This window comes from Mesorhizobium sp. NZP2298, assembly GCF_013170825.1.
In the GTDB taxonomy this organism is placed as follows: Bacteria; Pseudomonadota; Alphaproteobacteria; order Rhizobiales; family Rhizobiaceae; genus Mesorhizobium.
Window position 1 is genome coordinate 4,148,454 of the sequence record NZ_CP033365.1, and the last position, 23,470, is coordinate 4,171,923.

28 protein-coding genes are annotated in these 23,470 nt (G+C 62.4%); 17 read left to right on the forward strand and 11 right to left on the reverse strand.

Going from position 1 to position 23,470, the window contains the following annotated elements; all coding sequences use genetic code 11:
- Positions 1-499 precede the first annotated feature (499 nt).
- The 4 genes from EB231_RS20005 to EB231_RS20020 all read right to left on the reverse strand — a co-directional run bounded on the left by EB231_RS20005 (position 500) and on the right by EB231_RS20020 (position 2,320).
- Positions 500-799, reverse strand: a complete 300-nt coding sequence (locus EB231_RS20005) for a hypothetical protein (RefSeq protein ID WP_172347038.1) — start codon at positions 797-799, stop codon at positions 500-502.
- Between the two features lie 88 nt (positions 800-887).
- The gene (locus EB231_RS20010; protein ID WP_172350384.1) at positions 888-1,493 is read right to left on the reverse strand and encodes an ATP-dependent Clp protease proteolytic subunit; all 606 of its coding nucleotides are present in this window, start codon (positions 1,491-1,493) and stop codon (positions 888-890) included.
- A 21-nt stretch (positions 1,494-1,514) separates the two neighbouring features.
- Positions 1,515-1,991, reverse strand: coding sequence for an SRPBCC family protein (locus EB231_RS20015; protein WP_172350385.1), 477 nt, complete (start codon positions 1,989-1,991; stop codon positions 1,515-1,517).
- Positions 1,992-2,005: 14 nt separating this feature from the next.
- On the reverse strand, positions 2,006-2,320 hold the full coding sequence (locus EB231_RS20020) for an ArsR/SmtB family transcription factor (protein ID WP_015317709.1): 315 nt from the start codon (positions 2,318-2,320) through the stop codon (positions 2,006-2,008).
- A gap of 226 nt (positions 2,321-2,546) precedes the next feature.
- Here EB231_RS20020 and EB231_RS20025 point away from each other — a divergent pair, with 226 nt between their 5' ends.
- Both EB231_RS20025 and EB231_RS20030 read left to right on the forward strand, forming a co-directional pair.
- Entirely contained in the window at positions 2,547-3,068 is a 522-nt protein-coding gene (locus EB231_RS20025; protein WP_056576800.1) for a single-stranded DNA-binding protein, read from the forward strand.
- Between the two features lie 146 nt (positions 3,069-3,214).
- Positions 3,215-3,640 (forward strand): OsmC family protein, encoded by a 426-nt coding sequence (locus tag EB231_RS20030; RefSeq protein WP_172350386.1) that lies wholly within the window; start codon positions 3,215-3,217, stop codon positions 3,638-3,640.
- 18 nt (positions 3,641-3,658) lie between these two features.
- On the opposite strand, the gene EB231_RS20035 is transcribed toward EB231_RS20030, so the two are convergent.
- The 3 genes from EB231_RS20035 to EB231_RS20045 form a co-directional block, all read right to left on the reverse strand.
- Positions 3,659-4,288, reverse strand: a complete 630-nt coding sequence (locus EB231_RS20035) for a MarC family protein (protein ID WP_140773427.1) — start codon at positions 4,286-4,288, stop codon at positions 3,659-3,661.
- A gap of 100 nt (positions 4,289-4,388) precedes the next feature.
- Positions 4,389-4,766, reverse strand: a complete 378-nt coding sequence (locus tag EB231_RS20040; RefSeq protein ID WP_172350387.1) for a VOC family protein — start codon at positions 4,764-4,766, stop codon at positions 4,389-4,391.
- Positions 4,767-4,798: 32 nt separating this feature from the next.
- Positions 4,799-5,329, reverse strand: a complete 531-nt coding sequence (locus EB231_RS20045) for a hypothetical protein (RefSeq protein WP_172350388.1) — start codon at positions 5,327-5,329, stop codon at positions 4,799-4,801.
- A gap of 85 nt (positions 5,330-5,414) precedes the next feature.
- Here EB231_RS20045 and EB231_RS20050 point away from each other — a divergent pair, with 85 nt between their 5' ends.
- Positions 5,415-6,299: a helix-turn-helix transcriptional regulator gene (locus EB231_RS20050; protein WP_172350389.1), complete on the forward strand. Its 885-nt coding sequence runs from the start codon at positions 5,415-5,417 to the stop codon at positions 6,297-6,299.
- 71 nt (positions 6,300-6,370) lie between these two features.
- Here EB231_RS20050 and EB231_RS20055 read toward each other — a convergent pair whose 3' ends face one another.
- Together EB231_RS20055 and EB231_RS20060 are read right to left on the reverse strand one after the other, a co-directional pair.
- Positions 6,371-6,994 carry a ParB-like protein gene (locus EB231_RS20055; RefSeq protein ID WP_172350390.1) on the reverse strand — a complete coding sequence of 208 codons (624 nt, stop codon included), beginning with the start codon at positions 6,992-6,994 and terminating at the stop codon, positions 6,371-6,373.
- A complete protein-coding gene (locus tag EB231_RS20060; RefSeq protein WP_172350391.1) occupies positions 6,991-8,694 on the reverse strand; it encodes a SulP family inorganic anion transporter in 1,704 nt (567 codons plus the stop codon). Before EB231_RS20060 ends, EB231_RS20055 begins: the two co-directional genes overlap by 4 nt.
- A 210-nt stretch (positions 8,695-8,904) precedes the next feature.
- On the opposite strand from EB231_RS20060, the gene gyrA reads away from it, so the two are divergent.
- A complete protein-coding gene (gyrA, locus tag EB231_RS20065) occupies positions 8,905-11,709 on the forward strand; it encodes a DNA gyrase subunit A (protein ID WP_172350392.1) in 2,805 nt (934 codons plus the stop codon).
- Between the two features lie 68 nt (positions 11,710-11,777).
- On the opposite strand, the gene EB231_RS20070 is transcribed toward gyrA, so the two are convergent.
- Positions 11,778-11,930: a hypothetical protein gene (locus EB231_RS20070; protein ID WP_172350393.1), complete on the reverse strand. Its 153-nt coding sequence runs from the start codon at positions 11,928-11,930 to the stop codon at positions 11,778-11,780.
- Between the two features lie 194 nt (positions 11,931-12,124).
- Here EB231_RS20070 and coaD point away from each other — a divergent pair, with 194 nt between their 5' ends.
- From coaD to tgt, 7 genes are all read left to right on the forward strand, one after another.
- Positions 12,125-12,625: a pantetheine-phosphate adenylyltransferase gene (coaD, locus tag EB231_RS20075; protein ID WP_172350394.1), complete on the forward strand. Its 501-nt coding sequence runs from the start codon at positions 12,125-12,127 to the stop codon at positions 12,623-12,625.
- Between the two features lie 109 nt (positions 12,626-12,734).
- Positions 12,735-13,229 (forward strand): peptidylprolyl isomerase, encoded by a 495-nt coding sequence (locus EB231_RS20080; RefSeq protein WP_445299323.1) that lies wholly within the window; start codon positions 12,735-12,737, stop codon positions 13,227-13,229.
- A 30-nt stretch (positions 13,230-13,259) separates the two neighbouring features.
- Positions 13,260-13,772 (forward strand): peptidylprolyl isomerase, encoded by a 513-nt coding sequence (locus EB231_RS20085; RefSeq protein WP_056576829.1) that lies wholly within the window; start codon positions 13,260-13,262, stop codon positions 13,770-13,772.
- A gap of 12 nt (positions 13,773-13,784) precedes the next feature.
- Positions 13,785-14,234: a DMT family transporter gene (locus EB231_RS20090; protein WP_056576832.1), complete on the forward strand. Its 450-nt coding sequence runs from the start codon at positions 13,785-13,787 to the stop codon at positions 14,232-14,234.
- Entirely contained in the window at positions 14,234-15,322 is a 1,089-nt protein-coding gene (gene queA / locus EB231_RS20095; protein WP_172350396.1) for a tRNA preQ1(34) S-adenosylmethionine ribosyltransferase-isomerase QueA, read from the forward strand. The genes EB231_RS20090 and queA overlap by 1 nt, the downstream gene beginning before the upstream one ends.
- Positions 15,312-15,581, forward strand: coding sequence for a hypothetical protein (locus tag EB231_RS20100; protein WP_172350397.1), 270 nt, complete (start codon positions 15,312-15,314; stop codon positions 15,579-15,581). The genes queA and EB231_RS20100 overlap by 11 nt, the downstream gene beginning before the upstream one ends.
- Positions 15,574-16,704: a tRNA guanosine(34) transglycosylase Tgt gene (gene tgt, locus EB231_RS20105; RefSeq protein ID WP_172350398.1), complete on the forward strand. Its 1,131-nt coding sequence runs from the start codon at positions 15,574-15,576 to the stop codon at positions 16,702-16,704. The genes EB231_RS20100 and tgt overlap by 8 nt, the downstream gene beginning before the upstream one ends.
- Before the next feature lie 4 nt (positions 16,705-16,708).
- On the opposite strand, the gene EB231_RS20110 is transcribed toward tgt, so the two are convergent.
- On the reverse strand, positions 16,709-17,128 hold the full coding sequence (locus EB231_RS20110) for a DUF4864 domain-containing protein (protein WP_172350399.1): 420 nt from the start codon (positions 17,126-17,128) through the stop codon (positions 16,709-16,711).
- A gap of 253 nt (positions 17,129-17,381) precedes the next feature.
- Here EB231_RS20110 and EB231_RS20115 point away from each other — a divergent pair, with 253 nt between their 5' ends.
- The 6 genes from EB231_RS20115 to EB231_RS20140 all read left to right on the forward strand — a co-directional run bounded on the left by EB231_RS20115 (position 17,382) and on the right by EB231_RS20140 (position 23,428).
- Positions 17,382-17,618, forward strand: a complete 237-nt coding sequence (locus EB231_RS20115) for an Lrp/AsnC family transcriptional regulator (protein ID WP_010909609.1) — start codon at positions 17,382-17,384, stop codon at positions 17,616-17,618.
- A 170-nt stretch (positions 17,619-17,788) separates the two neighbouring features.
- Positions 17,789-19,201, forward strand: coding sequence for a circularly permuted type 2 ATP-grasp protein (locus EB231_RS20120; RefSeq protein ID WP_056576849.1), 1,413 nt, complete (start codon positions 17,789-17,791; stop codon positions 19,199-19,201).
- A 91-nt stretch (positions 19,202-19,292) separates the two neighbouring features.
- A complete protein-coding gene (locus tag EB231_RS20125) occupies positions 19,293-20,234 on the forward strand; it encodes an alpha-E domain-containing protein (RefSeq protein ID WP_172350400.1) in 942 nt (313 codons plus the stop codon).
- 7 nt (positions 20,235-20,241) lie between these two features.
- Entirely contained in the window at positions 20,242-21,033 is a 792-nt protein-coding gene (locus tag EB231_RS20130) for a transglutaminase family protein (protein ID WP_172350401.1), read from the forward strand.
- A 31-nt stretch (positions 21,034-21,064) separates the two neighbouring features.
- On the forward strand, positions 21,065-21,796 hold the full coding sequence (locus tag EB231_RS20135) for a peptidase (protein WP_172350402.1): 732 nt from the start codon (positions 21,065-21,067) through the stop codon (positions 21,794-21,796).
- 210 nt (positions 21,797-22,006) lie between these two features.
- The gene (locus tag EB231_RS20140) at positions 22,007-23,428 is read left to right on the forward strand and encodes a pyridoxal phosphate-dependent decarboxylase family protein (protein WP_172350403.1); all 1,422 of its coding nucleotides are present in this window, start codon (positions 22,007-22,009) and stop codon (positions 23,426-23,428) included.
- Positions 23,429-23,470 lie beyond the last annotated feature (42 nt).

Genomic DNA, 23,470 nt, shown 5'->3' on the forward strand with positions numbered 1-23,470 from the left:
CGTAACCTCCCGGCGATCACATTTTTCCGTAACCGGCTATTGATGGTTGACGCGGCCGGCTCACAGGAGCAGTCTTGGGCAGTCAGCGAAGCCGGCCGTCTTTCGATGGCCTCGCCGCCCCAAGGCGGCCTGCGAGACGCCGCAGGCATTCGCGATTTGCGCTTCGCGACGGCAATGTCGCAACGGACACAGGAGCGGAGCATGACGCCACCGGACAGTCCCCAAGGGCTCCACGTCTCGTTGGAGCCGCGGCAGGCATAAGTGCCAGGGTTTAGCGTTTGCGCCGCCCGGCAAACCGTGACTTGCCGTATTCCCTAAAAATTAGAGACTGCTAGTCGGATCGTCGGCTGACGCCGCGAAGCATCCGAAATCCAACGCCGGCAGTACACTCCCGGCAAAAAATGGATTTGAGATCCAGAAAAGCCCCGTCCGTTTGCCCAAGGCACGGCGGGGCTGTTCTTTTGAGGAAATGGCTGAACTGGCCCTGGTGGAGGGCTGCTCACCTCGGGGGCTTGAACCCGCCCGTGGCCATATCGACCGTGATGCTGCCGGAAATCCTGACATCGGTATCGCCGATCTTGAACGTGCCGTTCCCGTTGCTGGGGAATGCGTCGTCGGGTTCCGGTTGGGGAGCCGGCTTGGCGATGCGATAATCGCCGGCCACGCCGGGCAGGGCGCCTTTGTGCGCCGGCGGTGCGCTGTCGTCGGCGAGTGCCATGCCGCTCGCAAGGCTGGCGAAAGTGAGCGCCGCGGCGGCGATGACGCGATGCGACGTCCTGGGCGAATAAGTGTCGATCATTCCCGGATTATAGGGACGAGCCGCTGCCGGAACCAGACCGGTGTCGTCAAATCTTCGACAACCGCCAGGAATCCGATCTGGCTTGGGTTTATGCCGCCCTTTTGCGCGTATCGAAAACGTGGTCGACAATACCCCATGCCTGGGCCTCGCGGGCGGTCATGAAATGGTCGCGGTCGAGCGTGCGTTCGACCTCCTCATAGCTGCGGCCGCAATGCTGGGCATAGAGTTCGGCCATATGCCGTTTGGTCTTGCCGATCCGCTCGGCATGGCGCTGGATGTCGGAAGCCTGGCCCTGGAAGCCGCCCAGCGGCTGATGCAGAAGGATGGTGGCGTTCGGCAGCGCGATGCGGCGCCCCGGCGTGCCCGCCATCAGCAGGAACGAACCCATCGAGGCGGCAAAACCCATGCACACGGTCGATACCGGGCAGCTGACATATTGCATCGTGTCGTAGATGGCGAAGCCGCTGGTCACCACGCCGCCCGGCGAGTTGATGTAGAGCGAGATCTCCTTGTCGGGGTTATCCGACTCCAGCGACAAGAGCTGCGCGCAGACAAGCGCCGAGACGTCGTCGTTGATCTCGCCATTGATGAAGACGATGCGCTCGCGCAGCAGCCGCGAGAAAATGTCGAAGGCGCGTTCGCCGCGGCTCGATTGCTCGACCACCATCGGCACCAGACTGGCAATACCGCTCATTTTCTTCTCCGATTTACGTGTTCAGGCCGCACGCAGCACAAGGCGCGGTGTGTTCGCCGCGATGGGCTTTCCTGCCCCGCGCGGCCCCAGCGAAAGCCGGCAGCCGGCGCCTGCCATGGCGACGGCAGGCATCGCCTTGCGGGAAAATCCGTCATGGACGATGCGCAGATGCGTGCCGCCCGAAACGGTGCGGGCGAGCGTGAAGGTGACGACGCTATCGAGAGGATCCTGCCGTGCGGGATCGTCCGGCTGCTCTCGCCAGGAATAGCGCAGGAGGCGTTCGGGCTCGGCGTCGAGGATTTCGCATTCGATCGCAGCGTCCATCCCGGCGAAGGCAAAACGATTGCCGATTTCCGGCGTGATGTCGTTGGGCATCATCCAGGCGGCGAGCAGTTCCGGAACCGTCAGCGCCCGCCAAACCTTTTCCGGCGGCTCCGCAAGGTCGTATTCGAACTCGAGCGCATCCGAGGCAGCTTCGCTTTGGCTTTCGGCGTTCATTGATCCGACTTCCTTCACTGATCCATGTCCTTCAAAACCGTCTTCAGCCTTTCGATGCGCTCCGGCCAGAAGGTCCGGTAGCGTTCGATCCAGGAGAGCAAGGGGGCAAGCCCCTGAGGATCGGCACGATAATAGGCGTTGCGGCCGGCCCGCCGCTCGACCACGAGGCCCGCGCCACGCAGCACCGCCAGATGCTGTGAGACGGCCGGCTGCGACACAGTCAGGCCGCTGCGCAATTCCGACACGCTCATCTCGCTTGTGGCGAGGCGCTCGAAGACGGCGCGGCGTGTCGGGTCGGCCAGGGCGCGGAAAATCTCTGCTTCGATCATGACAAAAGCATAAGTTGATACTTATTGATTTGGCAAGTGCTGTTTTGAAACCCATATGAAGGCCCTAGGCATTGCTGCCATTCCTTGACAATCAGCAGCAGTGCATATAGGAACGAAAAGGGAACAAAAACCTTGTGGGAAAAGCCAGCCTTAGCAGGCGGCTGACGTGCGCAGCCTGTAAGGTGCTGCGACAAAAATTTGTTTCGGATGAGCGCGGAGAAAAATCATGGCGGGTAGCGTCAACAAGGTCATTCTGGTCGGCAATCTTGGCGCGGATCCGGAAATTCGTCGCCTGAACTCGGGCGAGCCGGTCGTGAACATCCGCATCGCCACGTCGGAAAGCTGGCGCGACAAGAATTCCGGCGAGCGCAAGGAAAAGACCGAGTGGCACAATGTCGTCATCTTCAATGAGGGCATCGCCAAGGTAGCCGAGCAGTACCTGAAGAAGGGCATGAAGGTCTATGTCGAGGGCCAGTTGCAGACGCGCAAATGGCAGGACCAGACTGGCGCCGACAAGTACACGACGGAAGTCGTACTGCAGAAATTCCGTGGCGAACTGCAGATGCTCGACGCGCGCGGCCAGGGCGAAGGCGGCCAGGTCGGCGGTTATTCCGGTGGCGGCAGCAGCCGTGGTTCCGATTTCGGCCAATCCGGCCCGAACGAAAGCTTCAACCGTGGCGGCGGCGCTCCCAGGGGCGGCGGTGGCGGTGGTTCGTCGCGCGAGCTGGATGACGAGATCCCGTTCTGATCGAAAGCAATGCCGAACGGCTGACGTCGCCAGGTGACTGACGTTACGTGATCGATACGCCCCGAGGGTCCTGATGGACTTTCGGGGTTTTGCGTTGTTGATTTGGCCTGACAGCAGGTGCGATCTGGGACTGAAAGGACAAAGCGGTGAAGGCACGGGTAAAATGGGTCGAGGAGCGCACCTTCGTCGGTGAGTCCGGCAGCGGTCACAAGCTGGTGCTGGGAACGGCGTCCGGACCTGAAGGCAAGACACCGGGCCCGAGCCCGATGGAACTGGTGCTGATCGGCACCGGCGGCTGTTCGGCCTATGATGTCGTGCACATCCTGGAAAAAGGCCGTGAGGCGGTTGAGGACTGCGTGGTCGAGCTCGATGCCGACCGGGCCGAAACCGAGCCAAAGGTGTTCACGCGCATCCACATGCATTTCATCGTCAAGGGCAGGGCGCTCTCGCCCGACAAGGTCAAGCGGGCGATCGACCTGTCGATCGAAAAATACTGCTCGGCCTCGGCAATGATGGCCAAGACGGCCACGATCACGCATGATTTTGAGGTTGTAGACACGTCGGCGAAGTAGGGCAGTAGAGACTGCCGCTCATCCCACCATCAATGCCTTGATGCCGTCGGCGACGAACTGAACGGCCAGCGCGGCCAGGATGACACCGAGCAGGCGGGTCAGGATCGAGCGGCCGGTCTGGCCAAGGATGCGGTCGATGCGTTCCGACAGCACGAACACCAGATAGGTGATGGCCAGGCAGACGAAGATGATGCCGACGAGTGCGGCCTGCGCGGCGAAGCCCTGAAACGAGCCGGAGAGCAGCACCGTCGCCGAAATCGCACCGGGGCCCGCGATCAGCGGGATCGCCAGCGGGAAGGCGGCGATGTTGTGGATCATATCCTTGGTGATGGCGACGTCGCCGATCTTCTCCTTGCGGTCCTGCCGGCGCTCGAACACCATTTCGAAGGCGATGAAGAACAGCAAAAAGCCGCCGGCGACGCGGAAGGCCGGCAGGGTGATGCCGAACACCGACAGGATGGAGGCGCCCGCAACCGCGAACAGCGCCATCACCAGGAAGCCGATGACCGAGGCGCGCACCGAAACCTGCTGGCGCTCCTCGCGGTTCATGCCGCGCGTCACGGCCAGAAACAATGGTGCCAGCCCGGGCGGGTCGATGGTCACGAGAATGGTGACGAAGGCATTGAACAGGCTGTCGAAACTCGGCATCGCTGATCCCTCCCGCCGGGCCGAGCCCGTTCCACATTGGTAGAGCAAAGCCCGGTCGGTGGGAACAGTCAGGACTGCGAAAGCACGGCTCCCGGCAGGGTTAGCCAGCAGCGTTGCAATAGGCCTCCAGGCGATAGCCGTCCGGGTCCACGACAAAGGCAGCGTAGTAGTTTTCACCATAGTCGGCGCGAAGACCCGGACCGCCATTGTCGATTCCGCCTTCGCGCAACGCACCGGCATGGAAGGCATCGACGCCGTCCCGCGTTGGTGCGGCGAAGCAGAAATGCAGGCCGGATTCTCCGTCCGCCGCTACTGGCCGCGCCGCCTCGTTGACCCATAGCGCGACACTCTGGGCACCATAACCGAACGAACCCGGTGACTGGCTGAGGCAGCTATAGCCGAGAGGTCCCAGCGCTGCGTCATAGAAGCGCTTCGAGGCATTGCTGTCGCGAACGCCGATCGAAATATGGTCGAACATGGTTTTCTCCATTGTTACAAAGTGTTGCGACGTCAGGTTGTTGTCTCTCGCCGCGCCAGGAACTCGACTTCAAGCCGCCAGGTCGCGCCATTGTCGTGCGAGCGCTCGCCGAGCCATCGAAAGGAATTCTCGGTAATCCGCGAAAAACTCCAGCGCACCGAGGAACCGGTGCCGTCGGCGCCGACCTGCACGATCGTGTCGCCCTCGGCACGGCCGAGCTGGCGGCTGAAATACTGGCTGCGTGGATCGCTCCAGAAGATGTGCCAGGCGTCCGCGCCGGGATCATAGACCCGCAGCGTCGTGCCATAGAATGTCCACTTGCCGAGCGACGGCGAGGGGCCGGTGCCGCGCGCGGGCAGGATCCAGACATCCTGGATGGCGCGGCCTTCCAGTACCCAGCCGAAATGCACTTCACCGCGTCCGGTCAGCACGCTGCCGTCCTCGAGGTGACGCGAGGCGTCGAAGGTCCAGGCGCCGACGAAGCGGCCGTAGAGATTCAGTTTTTCGGCAAGCCCGCCGACCGGTCCGGGACTGTGCAGGGCTTCGGCGAAGGGGTCGAACATGGGTGCGGTCTCTTTCTGTCAGGAGACCGCGAGGAGTAGGCGCCGACGGGGTTCTGGGCTTGGGAAAAATTGCTATATTTCGGCCATGACGGCGACGACCCGCACCCTCGCATTCGGACCCGGCTGGCACGTCGCGGACGTGATCTGCACGGCCGGCGCCGGCGACCGGCCGTTCGAGGAATCCCATCAGGATTTCTGCGTCGCGGCGGTCACCAGCGGCACGTTCCGCTACCGTACGCAGCAAGGCACCGCGATGCTGGCGCCGGGCGCACTGCTGCTCGGCAATTCCGGCACATGCTATGAATGCGGGCACGAGCATGGCAGCGGCGACCGTTGCCTCTCGTTCCATTTTGGACCGGCCTATATGGAACGGATCGCCGCCGGCGTGCCGGGCGCCCGAACCGTCGCCTTCGAGGTGCCGCGCCTGCCGCCCTTGCCAGCTTTGGCACCGCTGCTGGCCGAGGCGGAAGCCGCGCGTGAGATGGCCGACAAGGATGCCTTCCAGGAACTTTCCCTGCGCATGGCGGGCGCGGCCGTGACCACGACTTCCGGCGCCACGGCTGTCCCGCGCACGCCGAGCCGCCGCGATCAGAAACGGGTGGCCGAAGCCGTGCGGCGGATCGAACTGGATGCCGACAGCCCCGTTTCGCTCTCGGCACTGGCGGATGAGACGGCGACCAGTCCCTATCATTTCCTGCGTATTTTCCGGCAGGTTGCCGGCATGACGCCCTACCAGTTCCTGCTCAAGACCCGCCTGCACCGGGCAGCGGTGCGGCTGCGTCTGTCGGACGATGCGATCTCGGCGGTCGCCTTCGACGCCGGCTTCAACGACCTGTCGACGTTCAATCGCCGGTTCCGGCGCGTCATGGGGGAGACGCCAGGCGATTATCGCGCTCGCCGGTCAGGCAGCACCGGCATGCGCGCACCTAAAGCGCGTCGCGTTGAAACGGATTCATGCGACCCGTTTTAGGTTTTGCTTTCATGCATGTCGTTCTTCCAAAACCGAGGTCATTTTCGGGCCATGCATAAGCCGAGGCACGATCAATCCGAGGTCGGTCCGCACCAGCCCGGCAGATAGTCCGCGTCCTTGCCCTTGGCGAGCGTCAACGCCTCTTTCATCGCCTTGTCGAAGTTCTTCGCAACCGCATTGCGGTCGATGCGCCGACGAAGGAAATCCGCCCAGATGAATTCGCTGAACGGCGTCGTGTCCTTGGCGAAGCCGCCTTGCCGGCGTAACTCGCCGGCCATGCTCCTATAGGGATCATCGATCAGCTCGCCGATTGTCTTCGGAATTGCCGAGTAATCGCGGCGCCGGCCGTTCTCGTCGAACGGGTGCATCCAGCCTCTGTTATCGAGCACGAAAAGAAACGCGTCCTTGTCGAGCGCGGACAGGTCGCTGATCACGGTCACAAGCACGTCCTTGACGCCTTCCTCGAGCAGGGCGCGAGCGAGGTGATGGTGATCGGTGACGTAGTTTCGATTCTTGGGACCCAATACGACGGGCACCATGTGTCTGCCGAGAAAAGCGCCGGTCTTCTTCTGGGCGTCCTGTTCCCGGATCATCTGGCGTTTCAACGCAACTTCCCGCATGCCGACGGTTATCTGCGTCGGCCTAAGGTCCGCGACGGGCATCGGCGTGACAAAGGGTTCTCGGGGGTCGATCATGGCACTCTATCCTGCTCTTGCTGCTGCCGTGTCCCCGGACCAAGCGATTTGATCGCCGCATCGACGCTATGGAAGATTCGCTGCGGGCCGATGAGTTCGGCAATGCCAAACCGCGCCAAAGCCGCCTGCGCGCGCAGCGATTCCAGCCGGGCGATGGCAAAAATAGCGCCTGACTTGCGGCAATGGACGATGGTGTCTTTCAGCGCCTGCGCGGCGGTGTAGTCGATTTCGACGATGTTGCTGGCCTCCAACACGACCAGTTTCACGGTTTCGTTGCGGGCGTCGATGAGATCGCAAAGGCCGCGCTTGAAGCGGTCGGCGTTGACGAAGGACAGCGGCGCCTGGAACGCCGCCACCAGCACCCCCGAGAGTTGTTCGCCGGCACCGGGCTTACCTGGTGGCCACCAAACGGAGGTGCCCGGCACCTGTTCCAACTCGATCGGCAGCGTGCGGGTCGCGCTCCAGATCCCGTGCAGCAGTGACAGGCCGATGCCGACCGCCACGCCGGTCGCGATCGGCAACACCACGATTGCCGCCATGGTGACCAGGATCAATACGAATTCGACCGGCGCCTGCCGGTAGACATTGGCGAACACCTTCCAGCGCAATATGTGCTGGGCAACGAACATCAGGACGCCGGCAAGGGCGGCCTGTGGAACATTGGCGAGCAGGCCGCCGCCAAAGGCGCCGAGCGCCAGAACGATCGCCGCGGCAATGAGGCCGGACAGTTGCGAGCGGCCACCCGACTGGGAGACGATTGCCGTGCGCGGCGGGCTGGCATTGACGGCAAAGGCGCCGAACAGGCCTGACACGATGCTCCCGGCGCCGGCGCCGACGAAGTCGCGGTTGACGTCGGGGGCGTCGTCCTGCTGCGAGGCGAAGGAACGCGAGGTGGCGGCCGTCTGCACCATGACGACGATGGCGATCAGCAGCGCAAGCGGAACCAGCGCCTGTACATCATCGAGGCCGGCCTCCGGCAGGGAGGCGCGCGGCAGGCCGTTTGGCAGGGCGCCGAGCACCTCGACGCCGTGATCCCTAAGGCCGAGGACGACGACCGCAAGCGTGGCAAGGACCATGCCGATCAAGGCGCCAGGGATGCGGGCGCTGATCCGTTCCGAGCAGAACACGATCGCGAACACGCCAAAGCCGAGCCCGAGGGCCCATGGGTTGGTGAGATGGAGACTGCCGGCAGTCTCGCCGATACGCCGCAAGGTCCCGCCGCTCTCGGCAGGCAGGCCGAGAAGCCCTGGCATTTGCGAGAGGATGATGTGGACGGCGATGCCGGCCAAAAACCCCGTCGTGACCGGCACCGACAGGAGATCGGCGATCCAGCCGAGGCGAAAGATGCCGCTCAGCGTCACGATCAACCCGACCATCAATGCCAGCATGGCTGCCAGGGCCAGATAATGCGGCGAGCCGGATGTGGCGAGCAGCGCCAGGCTGCCGGCAAATAGCGGCGTGATGGTCGAATCCGCGCCAACCGAGAGGTGGCGATTGGCGCCAAACAGGGCAAATGCCACCGAGCCAGCGACAAAAGCCAAGAAGCCGACCTCGGGAGCAAAGCCGCCGAGCCGGGCGGTTGCCATCTGCTCGGGAATGGCGATCGCGGCCAGTGTCAAACCCGCGACCAGATCGCCATTGATATGCCGGGGCTGCCAGCCGCTCAACGTTCGCAAAGGCAGCCACCGGCTCCGATTCATCGTGCTTGCGGCTTTCGCTTGGGGAAAACGGTCCATTGCCGGCTTTTGCCTTGTGGCGGCGAAAAGCGTTGTGGCCATATCGTCGCAATCAGCGGTATCCTTTTGAAATTACCACCAAAAATGACACTGGAAAAGTGCTGGGAATATTGGAGTTTCGGCGCTGCTTCCTATATAAGCGGTCAGTGATTCCTGATTAGATTGTGATCCGATTTGACCGACCAAAAACCCCCGCGCGGCGCCGACGGCGGCCCCACCGGCATCGAGCCCATCTCCATCATCGAGGAGATGCAGAGCTCCTATCTCTCTTACGCCATGAGCGTGATCGTCAGCCGTGCGCTGCCCGACGTGCGCGATGGCCTGAAGCCGGTGCATCGCCGCATCCTCTATGCGGCGCATGAGAGCGGCTACCACTGGAACCGCAAATATGTGAAGTCGGCGCGCCCGGTCGCCGACGTGATGGGTAAATACCATCCGCATGGCGACGCCTCGATCTATGACGCCTTGGTGCGCATGGCGCAGGATTGGTCGCTGCGCGTGCCGCTGATCGACGGGCAGGGCAATTTCGGCTCGATCGACGGCGATCCGCCGGCGGCGATGCGCTACACAGAATCGCGGCTGACCAAGGTCGCGCATGAGCTTCTGGAGGATATCGACAAGGACACTGTCGACTTCCAGGACACTTATGATGCTTCGGACACCGAACCGAAGGTTCTGCCGGCGCGCTTTCCCAATCTGCTGGTCAATGGCTCCGGCGGTATCGCCGTCGGCATGGCCACCAACATCCCGCCGCACAATCTTGGCGAAATCTGCAATGGCGCGATCGCCGTGATCGACAATCCGGCGATCGACCTGCCGGCGCTGATGGAGATCATTCCGGGCCCCGATTTCCCGACCGGCGGCATCGTGCTTGGTCGTTCCGGCATCTACAGCGCCTATTCGACCGGCCGTGGCTCCATCGTGATGCGCGGCAAGGTCAACATCGAGCAGCGCGGCAATGACCGCGAATCGATCATCATCACCGAAGTTCCCTACCAGGTGAACAAGGCCTCGATGATCGAGAAGATGGCCGAACTGGTGCGCGACAAGCGCATCGAGGGCATTTCCGACATCCGCGACGAAAGCGACCGCCAGGGTTATCGCGTCGTCATCGAGCTGAAGCGCGATGCCGTCGCCGACGTCATCCTCAACCAGCTTTACCGGTTCACGCCGCTGCAGACCTCGTTTGGTGCCAATATGGTGGCGCTGAATGGCGGCAAGCCGGAAGTGATGAACCTGACCGACATGCTGAAGGCGTTCGTCTCCTTCCGCGAGGAGGTCATCACAAGGCGGACGAAATTCCTGCTGCGCAAGGCGCGCGACCGCGCCCATGTGCTGGTTGGTCTCGCCATCGCCGTCGCCAATATCGACGAGGTCATCAAGCTGATCCGCACCGCGTCCGATCCGCAGACGGCGCGCGAACAGTTGATGGAGCGGCGCTGGCCGGCCGGCGATGTCGAATCGCTGATCCTTCTGATCGACGATCCGCGCCACCGCATCAACGAGGACGGCACCTACAATCTGTCCGAGGAACAGGCGCGCGCTATCCTCGAACTGCGCCTGCAGCGCCTGACGGCGCTCGGCCGCGACGAAATCGCCGACGAGCTGAACACGATCGGCGACGAGATCAAGGATTACCTCGACATCCTGTCGTCGCGCGCGCGCGTCCAGCAGATCGTCAAGGATGAACTCGCCGCCGTGCGCGACGAGTTCAGCACGCCACGCCGCACCGAGCTCACCGACGGCGGCGCGGACATGGAAGACGAGGACCTGATCCAGCGCGAGGACATGGTCGTGACGGTGAGCCATTCCGGCTACATCAAACGCGTGCCGCTGTCGCTCTACCGGGCGCAGCGCCGCGGCGGCAAGGGCCGCTCCGGCATGTCGACCAAGGAAGAGGATTTCGTCACCCGGCTGTTCGTGGCCAACACGCATACGCCGGTGCTGTTCTTCTCTTCACGCGGCATCGTCTACAAGGAAAAGGTCTGGCGGCTGCCGATCGGCAATCCGCAGTCCCGCGGCAAGGCGCTGATCAACATGCTGCCGCTGGAGCAGGGCGAGCGCATCACCACCATCATGCCGCTGCCCGAGGACGAGACAAGCTGGGGCGAACTCGACGTGATGTTCGCCACCACGCGCGGCACCGTGCGCCGCAACAAGCTATCCGACTTCGTCCAGGTCAACCGCAACGGCAAGATCGCCATGAAACTGGAGGAGGAGGGCGACGAGATTCTCGGCGTCGAGACCTGCACCGACAATGACGATGTGCTTTTGACCGCCAGTTCCGGCCAGTGCATCCGCTTCTCCGTCGGCGACGTGCGCGTCTTCCAGAGCCGCAACTCTGTCGGCGTGCGCGGCATCACCATGGCCGAAACCGACCGCATCATTTCGATGTCGGTGATCGAGAATGTCGACGCTTCGCCGGCCGAGCGTGCGGCCTATCTCAAGCGGGCCGCGGCCGAACGGCGGGCTGCCGCCGGCGTAGCGGCCGGTGAAGAGGAAGAGATTGCGCTGACCAACGAAGAAATCGGCGAGGAGACGGAGCTTTCCGACGAACGCTACGAGTTCCTCAAGGCACATGAGCAGTATGTGTTGACGGTGACCGAGTATGGCTACGGCAAGCGCTCGTCTTCCTACGATTTCCGCCTGACCGGACGTGGCGGCAAGGGCATCCGGGCCACCGACGTGTCGAAAACGGCCGAGATCGGCCGGCTGGTGGCAACCTTCCCGGTCGGCAATGACGACCAGATCATGCTGGTGTCGGATGGCGGCACCGTCATCCGTGTGCCCGTCAACGGCATCCGTTTTGCCAGCCGCGCCACCAAGGGCGTGACCATCTTCAATACGGCTGAAGGTGAGAAGGTGGTTTCGGTCGAGCGGATCTCGGAGCCGCAAGCGGAGGAAGAGGGCGAAGAAACCGTCGAGAGTGGCTCTGAGTCCGATCCGGTGGCGGATACTGGCTCGGATAGCGCTGAGTAAGCCCTGGACCGGTTTTTGACATAGCAACGCCGGCCCATTGGCCGGCGCGGCAGCAAGTGTGGAATGACCTAGTAGTGACGATACGGCTTGCGCGGGCCGAAACCTTCGAAGCGCTTGGTGGTTACCTTGACGCGGACGCGTTGTGCCTCCTGATGCAGCCCGAATACGGTGGCGATCAGCATGGCGACGGTCATTGCGGTGGCGAGCATGTAGATCAGCATGTGCGTGTTCTCCTGCGCCTTACAACGGATAGATGGGATTTTGGTTTCATCTTATTAAGGTGCAACCTAGTGAACGCTGCGTGAAGGCTTCGTGATCAGCGTGTTCATCTGTCGTTCATGCGCCGGAAAAGGTTCACGGCCAGCGCGCCGATCGGATTTGCCTTTGCGAGAGAGGCTCGCTAGAAGCACCTGCCATGACCGAACGCATCGCCCTTTATGCCGGCTCCTTCGACCCACTGACCAACGGCCATCTCGATGTGCTGAAGGCGTCGCTGGCGGTTGCCGACATCGTTTATGCCGCGATCGGCATTCATCCCGGCAAGAAGCCGCTGTTCTCCTTCGAGGAACGGGTCCAGTTGATCGAAGCCGCCACGAAAGCCGAATTTGGCAGCGATGGCGCCCGCATCAAGGTGGTCGCCTTCGACGGGCTTGTCATCGATGCCGCGAGGAAGCAGGGTGCCTCGATCATGATCCGCGGCCTGCGCGACGGCACCGATCTCGACTACGAGATGCAGATGGCCGGCATGAACGAGACCATGGCGCCTGAATTGCAGACGGTCTTTCTGCCCGCCAGCCCGTCGGTACGCACCATTACCGCCACACTTGTACGGCAGATAGCCTCGATGGGCGGCAACATCCGCCCCTTCGTGCCGGCGGCGGTTGCTGGCGCGCTCACCGCCAAATTCGCGAAATAAGCCTCGGAGAAAACACATGCAGCTGAAAAGGCTCGCCTCGTTCCTTGTCGTGCTCGCCGGTCTTTTGACCGCTTCCGTTTCCGCCTATGCCGCAGATCCCGAAAACACCATGATCATCACGCTGAAGGACGGCGACGTCACGATCGCGCTGCGGCCCGACCTGGCGCCCAAGCATGTCGCGCAGATCAAGAAGCTCGTGCGAGACCATGCCTATGACAATGTCGCCTTCCACCGCGTCATCGACGGCTTCATGGCGCAGACCGGCGACGTCAAGTTCGGCAACATGAAGAAGGGTTTCAACTCGCAAGCCGTCGGCACCGGCGGCTCGGACCTGCCCGACCTGCCGGCCGAGTTCTCGCAGACCGAGCACTACAAGCGTGGCGTGGTCGGCATGGCCCGCTCGCAGGATCCGAACTCCGCCAATTCGCAGTTCTTCATCATGTTCGCGCCGGCGCCGCCGCTCGACGGCCAGTACACCATCGTCGGCAACGTCGTCAGCGGCATGGAGTTGGTGGACAAGATCAAGAAGGGTGACGAGGCCGACAACGGTACGGTCACCGACCCGGACCAGATGATCAAGGTGCGCATCGCCGCGGACAAATAATTCTGTTTTTTGAGAAAAAGGATATCTGACATGGCTGAGATCAAGGACCGCGAGAACGCGCTCATCCTGGAAACGACCAAGGGCAAGGTCGTCATCGAACTTTTCCCCGACCTGGCTCCCGGCCACGTCGCCCGCATCAAGGAACTGGCCAGGGAAGGCGCCTATGACGGCGTGGTCTTCCACCGCGTCATCGACGGCTTCATGGCGCAGACCGGCGACGTGAAGTTCGGCAATTCGAACAAGCCGACCTTTGCTCCTTCGCGCGCGGGCATGGGCGGTTCCGACAAGCCGGACCTGAAGGCTGAGTTCTCCAACGCCAACCATGGCCGCGGCACCTGCTCGATGGCGCGTGCGCAGAACCCGAACTCGGCCAATTCGCAGTTCTTCATCTGCTTCGACGATGCCGCTTTCCTCAACCGCCAGTATACGGTCTGGGGCCAGGTCATCGAAGGCATGGACAATGTCGACAAGATCAAGCGCGGCGAGCCGGTTGTCGATCCCGACAAGATCGTGTCGCTGAAGGTCGCGGCGGACGTGAAGTAAGGCGAAACGAAAATGATGGGCGTCGTCTGGTCGCTTCTCGGCATCCTGTCCGGCGCCTTCATTGCCATTCAGGCCCCGATCAATTCGCAGCTGGCTCGCGGCCTGGGTCTCCCGGTCGCGGCTGCTGCCTTCTCGTTCCTGTCGGGCGCCATCGTGCTCGGCATCATCTCCGTCACGGTGGTGAAGCTGCAAGGCATCTCGCTCGACTGGAAGGCGCCAGCGCCGTGGCTGTTCGTCGCCGGCGGCATGCTCGGCGGCTTCTATGTCACGCTCTCCACAATCCTGACTCCGCGCATCGGGGCCGCCGCCTTGATGGCGTTCCTGGTCGCCGGCCAGCTGCTGGCCGGCATGCTTATCGATCGCGTCGGCTTCCTTGGTGTCGCGGTGCGCGAGATCTCGCTCGGCCGGGTCGCCGGCGCGGTGCTGCTGCTGGTCGGAGCGCTGCTCGTCCGGCTATACTGATGCGCGTCGATCTCTTTGACTTCGACCTGCCGGAGGAGCGCATCGCGCTCCGCCCGGCAGAACCGCGCGACAGCGCCAAGATGCTGGTGGTCAAGCCAGGCGAAGAGCTTGAAGACCGGGCGGTTGGCGACCTGCCATCCCTGCTCAGGGCCGGCGACGTGCTGGTGTTCAACGACACCAAGGTCATTCCGGCACAGCTCAAAGGCATCAGGCGGCGCGGCGAAGCGGCGGCGCAAGTCGAAGCGACACTGCATATGCGCGTGGCGCCGGACCGTTGGCTGGCCTTCATGCGGCCCGGCAAGCGTATCGCCGCCGGCGACCGCATCCATTTCGGTCATGACGGCAATTCCTGTTTCCTGGGCCAGCTCGACGCCACCGTTGTCGAGAAAGGCGAGGGCGGCGAGGCGCTGCTTGGCTTCGACCTGTCGGGGCCTTTCCTCGACGAAGCGCTGCACGCCGTCGGTCACATCCCTCTGCCTCCCTACATCGCTTCGAAGCGCGATGACGATGAGCGCGACCGGGCCGACTACCAGACCATCTATGCAAGGGAGGAAGGCGCTGTTGCCGCCCCTACCGCCGGCTTGCATTTCACGCCGGAGCTTTTTGCTGCTCTCGACGCCAGGGGTGTCGAACGCCACTTCGTGACTTTGCATGTCGGCGCCGGCACGTTCCTGCCGGTCAAGGCCGACGACACCGCCGATCACAAGATGCATGCCGAGATCGGTTCGGTCAGTGAAGCGACTGCCAACGCGCTCAACGCGGCCAAGGTGAGGGGCGGACGCATCATTGCCGTTGGCACGACCTCGCTTCGCCTGCTTGAGAGTGCCGCGCGTGAGGACGCTTCGCTCGCTGCCTGGTCAGGCCCGACCGACATCTTCATCACGCCCGGCTACCGTTTTCGCACGGCCGACATGCTGATAACCAATTTCCATCTGCCGCGCTCGACGCTGTTCATGCTGGTTTCGGCCTTCAGCGGTCTCGACACAATGCGTGCCGCCTATGCGCATGCCATTGCGAACCGGTACAGGTTCTACTCCTATGGAGACGCAAGCCTGCTTTATCGAGCGGAGATGAGCGATGGACGATGATCTGCAAGCCCTCGATCGCGAAGGCCTGATCGCCGAAGTGAAAAAGCTGCGCGCCGGCATTCGCGCGCATCGTGACACGTCAGGCCATGATCTCTGCTGGCATCACCCGGATTTGTGGGACCTGCTGCCTGAAAAGACCGAGCCGTCGATCGCCGTGCCGCCCTGGCCAAAATTCATGCGCGGCTGCGTGCAATACCGCCAGTCGCTCGACAGGCAGGCGCCTGACGCGCCGGTTCATGACAAGGAATTCAATGGCTAAGCCGTTCAGCTTCAAGGTTCTGGCGACCGATGGCAAGGCGCGGCGCGGTGTCATCGACATGCCGCGCGGCGAAATCCGCACGCCGGCCTTCATGCCGGTCGGCACCGGCGGCACCGTCAAGGCCATGTACATGGACCAGGTGCGCGGCGTCGGCGCCGACATCATCCTGGGCAACACCTATCACCTGATGCTGCGGCCGGGCGCCGAGCGCGTGGCGCGGCTCGGCGGCCTGCATGAATTCGCCCGCTGGCCGCATCCGATCCTGACCGACAGCGGCGGTTTTCAGGTGATGTCGCTGTCGAAGCTGAGGAAGCTGACCGAAAAGGGCGTCACCTTCCGCTCACATATCGATGGCGCAGCCTACGAGATGTCGCCGGAGCGCTCCATCGAGATCCAAGGGCTGCTTGATTCCGATATCCAGATGCAGCTCGACGAATGCACGGCGCTGCCGGCTGAATTGAAGGAGATCGAGCGTGCGATGGAGCTGTCGCTGCGCTGGGCCGAGCGCTGCAAGGTGGCGTTCGGCGACCAGCCCGGCAGGGCGATGTTCGGCATCGTGCAGGGCGGCGACAACGCGGCGCTCAGGGTGCGCTCGGCGCAGGCGCTGAGCGCGATGAATCTCAAGGGCTATGCGGTCGGCGGCTTGGCCGTCGGCGAGCCGCAAGCGGTGATGCTCGAGATGCTCGACATCACCTGTCCGGAACTGCCTGATGACAAGCCGCGCTATCTCATGGGTGTCGGTACGCCTGACGATATCCTGAAATCGGTGGCGCGCGGCATCGACATGTTCGATTGCGTCATGCCGACGCGGGCCGGCCGGCACGGCCTTGCCTATACAAGGCGCGGCAAGGTCAATCTGCGCAACGCGCGCCATGCGGACGACCCGCGACCGCTGGACGAGGAAAGCGACTGCCCGGCAGCGCGGGATTATTCGCGCGCCTATCTGCATCATCTCGTGCGCTCGCAGGAGGCGCTTGGCGCGATGCTGCTCACCTGGAACAATCTTTCCTACTACCAGAAGCTGATGCAGGACATTCGAGCCGGGATCGAGACCGGGAGCTTCGAGACGCGTGGGACCGAGATCACGGAGGGCTGGGCGAGGGGCGACATCCCCGCCCTGTAAAACCTCAGGTGCTCAACGAGTTCGATGCGCGCAGGCTGCAGCCTGTAATCCGGAACGTGCCGTCGGGCTGCTGCTGCAGCGTATAGACCGCCTCATAATCCTTGCCGTCTGGGCCGACGATAAGCACCTGCTGGATGATCGAACCCGGGCCCGTCTGTTCGACCTTGCCGAAGGCATAGGACTGTGGCTTGCGCACCGGCGGGTAGCCATTGGTCACCATGTTCATGAAGGCATCGACGGTCGGGAACACCTGCTTCACGTTCGGGGCGGCGAAGCTGTAGGCCTTGGCGCCATCATCAGCGAGGAGGGCCTTCAACTGGCCATCGATGACAGCCTGGCCAGCCTTGATTTCGGCATCGCCGGCAAAGGCCGAGGATATGAAGATGAATGGAATGACTGCGAATGCGAAAAAAGCGCGGCGCATGGCCTGTCTCCGTCGTTCCTCGGAATGGTCCCTCAAAAATGATGTCCGAAGACCCACGATAACATACGCTTGGCGATGCATCCCGGTTTCACCGATTGCGAATATTCGCCACTGGAATGTCATGCCGGTTGCGGAGCTGCGCGAGGCCGTGGCCAGTGCCCGTGTCGGCTAAGTACGGATTCCAATGCTTGAAAGGCCGCCTCCAGTCTGCCAGAAGGGCCGCTTGGACTTGGACGTTTAGCGGGACGAAGCCATGAAGGCGTTTTTCGTGCAGATCAAATGCGAGCTGGGCAAATCCTATGAGGTCGCCAGCGCGCTTGCCGATGCCGAGATCGCCTCGGAGATTTACTCCACCGCCGGCAACTACGATCTACTCGCCAAATTCTATGTCGACGATGAGGAAGATGTCGGCCACTTCGTCAACGAGAAGGTGCAGATTCTCCCCGGCATCAAGGACACGTTCACGGTCGTCACGTTTCGCGCCTTCTAGCCGGGGATGCATGTGCCCGGGCGCGAGGCAAAGCCTGATCAAGGCCGTATTTCAGCTGCCTCAATTTTAGGCAGGCGCGACATACTGATCAACCGGACCTCCCAAATCACCGATTGCGCTTGATTTTCTCCGGCGACGCCAGTGAAATGGCGTCACAGGGGAGTATGCGATTGGCAGCGTTCGATGAAATGCTTCCGGAAGTCTCCGGATTGAGAAGACCGTATTCGGCTTATGATCGTTGGCTGAAGGAGCAGGATCCAGCCAGGCTTACCGAGAAGATGCAGGACGCCGAACGCGTCTTCCGCAAAACCGGAATCACCTTTGCCGTCTACGGCGAGCAAGAGGCGTCTGAGAGACTTATTCCCTTCGACATCGTTCCGCGCATCATTTCAGGCAATGAGTGGCGCCGCCTGACGCAAGGCATCGAACAGCGCGTGCAGGCACTGAACGCCTTCCTCGACGACATCTACCATCGCCAGGAAATCCTGCGCGCCGGCCGTGTCCCCAGGGACCTCATCGCCAGGAACGAGGCTTTCCTGCCGGAGATGATCGGGGTGCGGCCGCCGGCCGGCGTCTACACTCATATCATCGGCGTCGATATCGTGCGCATCAGCGAGGACGAATTCTACGTGCTGGAGGACAATGCACGCACGCCGTCGGGTGTCTCCTACATGCTGGAGAACCGCGAGACGATGATGCAGCTGTTCCCCGAGCTGTTCCAGAAGATCAAGGTGCGGCCGGTCGAGAACTACCCGCAGCTGCTGCGCCAGTCGCTGGCGGCGGTGCGGCCGCAGAGCACCAAGGGCGCGCCGACCATCGCGGTGCTGACACCCGGCAGTTTCAACTCGGCCTATTTCGAGCACGCCTTCCTTGCCGACCAGATGGGCGTGCAACTGGTCGAGGGGCAGGATCTGCGCGTCGTCGACGGCCATGTCGCGATGCGCACGACCGAGGGCTACAAGCAGATCGATGTGCTTTATCGCCGCGTCGATGATTCCTTCCTCGACCCGCTGACCTTCCGGCCGGATTCGGCCCTTGGCATACCCGGCATCATGGATGTCTACCGCGCCGGCAACATCACCATCGCCAATGCGCCGGGCACTGGTATCGCCGACGACAAGGCGATCTATTCCTACATGCCCGAGATCGTCGAGTTCTACACAGGCCGCAAGGCGATCCTCGGCAACATCCCGACATGGCGCTGTTCCGAGCCGGACAGCCTGAAATATGTGCTCGAGCACATCCATGAGCTGGTGATCAAGGAAGTGCACGGATCGGGCGGCTACGGCATGCTGGTCGGCCCGGCGGCGACCAAGAAGGAATGCGAGGCGTTCGCCAAGAAACTGGCCGCGAAGCCTTCCAACTATATCGCCCAGCCGACACTGGCGCTGTCGACCTGTCCGATCCTGACCGACAAGGGGCTGGCACCGCGCCATGTCGACCTCAGGCCCTACGTGCTGGTTTCCGACCGCATCCAGATCGTGCCCGGTGGCCTGACGCGCGTGGCGTTGAAGGAAGGCTCGCTGGTGGTCAATTCCTCGCAGGGCGGCGGAACGAAAGATACCTGGGTGTTGGATGATTGAGACGAGCGGGGGGACGCAGCAATCATGAGACGTATTCTTCGCTATTCGCCACTCGCCATTGGCCTTTCGCCCGACACCGGAGCAAGCTGACATGCTTTTGGGCCGCACCGCCAACGGGCTCTACTGGATGAACCGCTATATAGAGCGGGCCGAAAACATGGCGCGGCTGGTCGATGCCGGGCTGCGCATGGCGCTGACCCGCACGCAAAGCGCGTCGGAGGAATGGAATTCGGTGCTGCTCAGCGCCGGCTCGGATGTCGCTTTCACGCAGAAGTACTCGGACTACACGGCCGCGAACGTCGCCGATTTTCTGCTGCGCGACACCTCGAACCCGTCGAGCGCGATGTCGTCGATCGAGACGGCCCGCAACAATGCCCGCATGGTGCGCACCGCGCTGACGCGAGAAACCTGGGAAAGCATCAACGAAGCCTGGATGTCACTGAAGCGGATGCTGGCTAGGCCGATCGACGAGCGTGACCTGCCAAGCGTCCTCGACGCGATCAAACGCGAGACGGCGCTGATCCGCGGTTCGTTCTACGGCACCATGCTGCGCAACGAAATCTTCGACTTCTCGCAACTCGGCACCTATGTCGAGCGCGCCGACAACACAGCACGCATCCTCGATGTGAAATATTACGTGCTGTTGCCGTCGATCTCCTGGGTCGGCTCGACGCTCGACAACTATCAGTGGGAATCGATCCTGCGTTCGGTGTCGGCGCATCGTTCCTACCGCTGGGTCTACGACGCCGACTACAAGCCGACCAACATCGCCGATTACCTGATCCTCAACGTACGCATGCCGCGTTCGCTGACTTTCTGCTACCGCTTCCTGTCCGAACATCTGAAATTCCTCAGCGATGATTACGGCGAGCGTCACGCCTGCCACGCAACGGCGGAGAAGACGCAGACCATGCTGAGGGCAGGGTCGATCAAGGACATTTTTGATGCCGGCCTGCATGAGTTCCTGGCCAACTTCATTCGCGACAACACCAGGCTCGGCGACGAGATCGCGCAGGATTACCGGTTTTATTGAGGAAGCCATGAGGCTCAAGATCACGCACCGGACCGAATACCGCTACGACACCCCGGTGCAATATCTGCTGCAACGGCTGCGGCTGCTGCCGGTGAGCGGGCAGACACAGACGGTGCTGTCATGGGCGCTGAAGGTCGACGGCGCGCGCGAGGAAGTGCGATTTACTGACCACTACGGCAACGACACCCGACTGTTGAGCGTCGAGGGTGACCATGACTTCATCACGGTCGAGGCTTCTGGCGAGGTGGTGACGCGCGACACGTCAGGCGTTAGCGGGCCGCATCACGGCTTCGCGCCGCTGTGGTTGTTTGCGCAGGAGACACCGCTGACCACCATAGGCGGCGGCATCCGCGATCTTGCCGAAGCGGTCGGCGCGGGCACCGATATCGAAAGGCTGCATCGGCTGATGGCAATGATCGGCGAGCGCGTCGCCTACACGCCGGGCACCACCAATGCGACGACACCGGCGGAAGAGGCGCTGGCGCTGAAAACCGGGGTTTGCCAGGACCACAGCCATATCTTTGCCGCCACTGCGAGGGCCATGGGTTTTCCGTCGCGCTACATCAGCGGCTATCTGATGATGGACGCCGTCGAACAAGCGGCAAGCCATGCCTGGGCCGAAGCGCATGTCCCGGGCCTCGGCTGGGTTGCCTTCGACCCCGCCAACGGTATTTCTCCCGACGAACGCTATGTGAAGGTGGCCACCGGCCGCGACTACCGCGATGCCTCGCCGGTATCGGGAATTCGGCTGGGGCAGGCGGAAGAACAGCTTGCGGTCACCGTCACGGTAGAGCAGTAATCCCGCAAGGATTAGTGCCAGAAGAGATTCCATGACCTATTGCGTCGGCCTGAAGATCGATCGCGGGCTCGTGTTCATGTCGGACACGCGCACCAATGCCGGCATGGATTCGATCTCGACCTTCAAGAAGATGCATGTCTGGGAGCAGCCCGGCGAACGCGTCATCGTGCTTATGTCGGCCGGCAATCTGGCGACGACACAGGCCGTGGTCAGCCTGCTCGACGAGCGTACCAAGGCGGTCGGCGATCGTCACGAGAAGCTCCTGGACACACCGTCCATGTACCAGACGGTGCGGCTGGTCGGCGACACGGTCAAGGAGGTGATCGCGCATTCCTCGCCCGCCGGCGAGAAGGCCGATTCCTATTTCAATGCCTCCTTCATCCTCGGCGGACAGATCAAGGGCAGTCCGCCGCGGCTGTTCATGATCTATCCCGAGGGCAATTTCATCGAGTCGACCGACGACACGCCGTTCTTTCAGATCGGCGAGACCAAATATGGCAAGCCGATCATCATTCGCGCCTATGAGCGGACCATGAGCCTGGCCGAGACGGTGAAGCTGCTCCTGGTGTCGTTCGATTCGACGCTGAAATCGAACCTGTCGGTTGGCTTGCCGCTCGACCTGCTGTTCCTGGAGAAGGATATTTTCAAGGTTGGCCTGAAGAAGCGGATCGGTCAGGACGACCAGTATTACCGCACGATCTCCGATGGCTGGTCGAATGCGTTGAAGACGGCTTTTGCCAGCCTGCCGGATTTCCCGGGCTAATGCATGTCGCCCAAGCGTCCCCGGTTTTGGGCGAACGACATGCATGAAAACAAGGACCTAAAGCGCATCGCCGTCGATCCGATCAAATGCGATGCGCTTCAGGGCGCGGCGCGGTGCGCGACAGCCGTTGAATCTATTTTACATGTTAATTAATGGTGGAATTCGAGAGCCGGGCCAGGGGTGCCGGATTTGCGATGTCGGGAGGACAGGATGAACAACAACGAGTTCCGGCAATGGTCGCAGCGTGCCGCCGACTGGGGCGCCGACTATCGCAATTCGTTGCGCGAGCGGTCGGTGCGGCCGCTGGTCGATCCGGGCGACATTTTCGGGAGCATCGAAGCCTCTCCGCCCGAAGACGCCGAACCGATGGACAAGATCTTCGCCGACTTCGAGGAGAAGATCGTGCCGGGGATGACGCATTGGCAGCATCCGCGCTTCTTCGCCTATTTCCCGGCCAACGCGGCGCCGGTCTCGGTGGTGGCCGAGTATCTGGTGTCGGCGATGGCCGCGCAATGCATGCTTTGGCAGACGTCGCCGGCTGCGACCGAACTCGAAACACGCACCGTCGACTGGATGCGCCAGGCGCTCGGCCTTCCCGAAGGATTCTCCGGCGTTATCCAGGATTCCGCCTCGTCGGCGACACTCAATGCCGTGCTGACCATGCGCGAGCGGGCGCTGGATTGGCAAGGCAACAAAAAGGGACTGGCCGGCCAGGCACGGCTGCGCGTCTATTCCTCGGATCAGGTGCACACTTCGATCGACCGCGCGATATGGGTTTCGGGCATCGGCGAGGACAATCTGGTGCGCATTCCCGTCAGCGGCCGCTTCCGCTCCATGGATACAGCAGCGCTGGAAGCGGCAATCGTCGCTGATCGTGCGGCTGGAATGCTGCCTGCCGGCATCATAGGCAGCGTCGGTGGAACCAGCATCGGCGGCACGGACGATATCGCCGCGGTCGCCGGTGTGGCGCGCCGGCATGGGCTCTATTTGCATGTCGATGCCGCCTGGGCCGGATCGGCAATGATCTGCCCGGAGTATCGTCATTTCTGGGCCGGCGCCGAACAAGCGGATTCTGTCGTCTTCAACCCGCACAAATGGCTGGGCGCGCAGTTCGACTGCTCCATCCAGTTCTTGCGACAGCCGGAAGACCTGGTGCGCACACTGGCGGTCAAGCCCGAATTCCTCAAGACGCACGGACGTGACGGCATCATCAACTATTCCGAATGGTCGGTGCCGCTCGGCCGGCGCTTCCGCGCCTTGAAATTGTGGTTCCTGCTGCGCGCCCACGGGCTGCAAAACCTGCGCGCCATGATCCGCAACCATGTCGCGTGGAGCGAGGGGCTTGCCGCACGGCTGGCAGGAGAGCCAGATTTCGAGATTGTCAGCGAACCGATGCTGTCGCTGTTTTCGTTCCGGCACAAAACGACCTCAAGCGCTGATGCCGACGAGCACAATCTGCGACTGGTCAATGCGATCAACGACGATGGACGTATCTACCTGACACAGACGAGGCTGGACGGCCAGGTGGCAATACGGTTCCAGGTCGGCCAATTCGAAACGACAGCTGGTGATGTCGACGCTGCTTTTGCTATCATCACCGAAATCGCCAGGAATGGTGTGGTCCAGCCCTGATGGCGTTGCGTTTCGGCTTTGCCTTGGCGATCGGGTAATTTC

Bases quoted from the DNA above. Each gene is read 5' to 3' on its own strand.
- EB231_RS20020 (WP_015317709.1), bottom strand. From the start codon at position 2,320: ATGATCGAAGCAGAGATTTTCCGCGCCCTGGCCGACCCGACACGCCGC.
- queA (WP_172350396.1), top strand. From the start codon at position 14,234: ATGCGCGTCGATCTCTTTGACTTCGACCTGCCGGAGGAGCGCATCGCG.
- EB231_RS20040 (WP_172350387.1), bottom strand. From the start codon at position 4,766: ATGTTCGACCATATTTCGATCGGCGTTCGCGACAGCAATGCCTCGAAG.
- EB231_RS20045 (WP_172350388.1), bottom strand. From the start codon at position 5,329: ATGTTCGACCCCTTCGCCGAAGCCCTGCACAGTCCCGGACCGGTCGGC.
- EB231_RS20140 (WP_172350403.1), top strand. From the start codon at position 22,007: ATGAACAACAACGAGTTCCGGCAATGGTCGCAGCGTGCCGCCGACTGG.
- EB231_RS20080 (WP_445299323.1), top strand. From the start codon at position 12,735: ATGATCATCACGCTGAAGGACGGCGACGTCACGATCGCGCTGCGGCCC.
- EB231_RS20125 (WP_172350400.1), top strand. From the start codon at position 19,293: ATGCTTTTGGGCCGCACCGCCAACGGGCTCTACTGGATGAACCGCTAT.
- coaD (WP_172350394.1), top strand. From the start codon at position 12,125: ATGACCGAACGCATCGCCCTTTATGCCGGCTCCTTCGACCCACTGACC.
- EB231_RS20070 (WP_172350393.1), bottom strand. From the start codon at position 11,930: ATGCTGATCTACATGCTCGCCACCGCAATGACCGTCGCCATGCTGATC.
- EB231_RS20010 (WP_172350384.1), bottom strand. From the start codon at position 1,493: ATGAGCGGTATTGCCAGTCTGGTGCCGATGGTGGTCGAGCAATCGAGC.
- EB231_RS20135 (WP_172350402.1), top strand. From the start codon at position 21,065: ATGACCTATTGCGTCGGCCTGAAGATCGATCGCGGGCTCGTGTTCATG.
- EB231_RS20130 (WP_172350401.1), top strand. From the start codon at position 20,242: ATGAGGCTCAAGATCACGCACCGGACCGAATACCGCTACGACACCCCG.
- EB231_RS20110 (WP_172350399.1), bottom strand. From the start codon at position 17,128: ATGCGCCGCGCTTTTTTCGCATTCGCAGTCATTCCATTCATCTTCATA.
- EB231_RS20025 (WP_056576800.1), top strand. From the start codon at position 2,547: ATGGCGGGTAGCGTCAACAAGGTCATTCTGGTCGGCAATCTTGGCGCG.
- EB231_RS20115 (WP_010909609.1), top strand. From the start codon at position 17,382: ATGAAGGCGTTTTTCGTGCAGATCAAATGCGAGCTGGGCAAATCCTAT.
- EB231_RS20005 (WP_172347038.1), bottom strand. From the start codon at position 799: ATGATCGACACTTATTCGCCCAGGACGTCGCATCGCGTCATCGCCGCC.
- EB231_RS20090 (WP_056576832.1), top strand. From the start codon at position 13,785: ATGATGGGCGTCGTCTGGTCGCTTCTCGGCATCCTGTCCGGCGCCTTC.
- tgt (WP_172350398.1), top strand. From the start codon at position 15,574: ATGGCTAAGCCGTTCAGCTTCAAGGTTCTGGCGACCGATGGCAAGGCG.
- EB231_RS20035 (WP_140773427.1), bottom strand. From the start codon at position 4,288: ATGCCGAGTTTCGACAGCCTGTTCAATGCCTTCGTCACCATTCTCGTG.
- EB231_RS20085 (WP_056576829.1), top strand. From the start codon at position 13,260: ATGGCTGAGATCAAGGACCGCGAGAACGCGCTCATCCTGGAAACGACC.
- EB231_RS20055 (WP_172350390.1), bottom strand. From the start codon at position 6,994: ATGATCGACCCCCGAGAACCCTTTGTCACGCCGATGCCCGTCGCGGAC.
- EB231_RS20050 (WP_172350389.1), top strand. From the start codon at position 5,415: ATGACGGCGACGACCCGCACCCTCGCATTCGGACCCGGCTGGCACGTC.
- EB231_RS20015 (WP_172350385.1), bottom strand. From the start codon at position 1,991: ATGAACGCCGAAAGCCAAAGCGAAGCTGCCTCGGATGCGCTCGAGTTC.
- EB231_RS20060 (WP_172350391.1), bottom strand. From the start codon at position 8,694: ATGAATCGGAGCCGGTGGCTGCCTTTGCGAACGTTGAGCGGCTGGCAG.
- EB231_RS20100 (WP_172350397.1), top strand. From the start codon at position 15,312: ATGGACGATGATCTGCAAGCCCTCGATCGCGAAGGCCTGATCGCCGAA.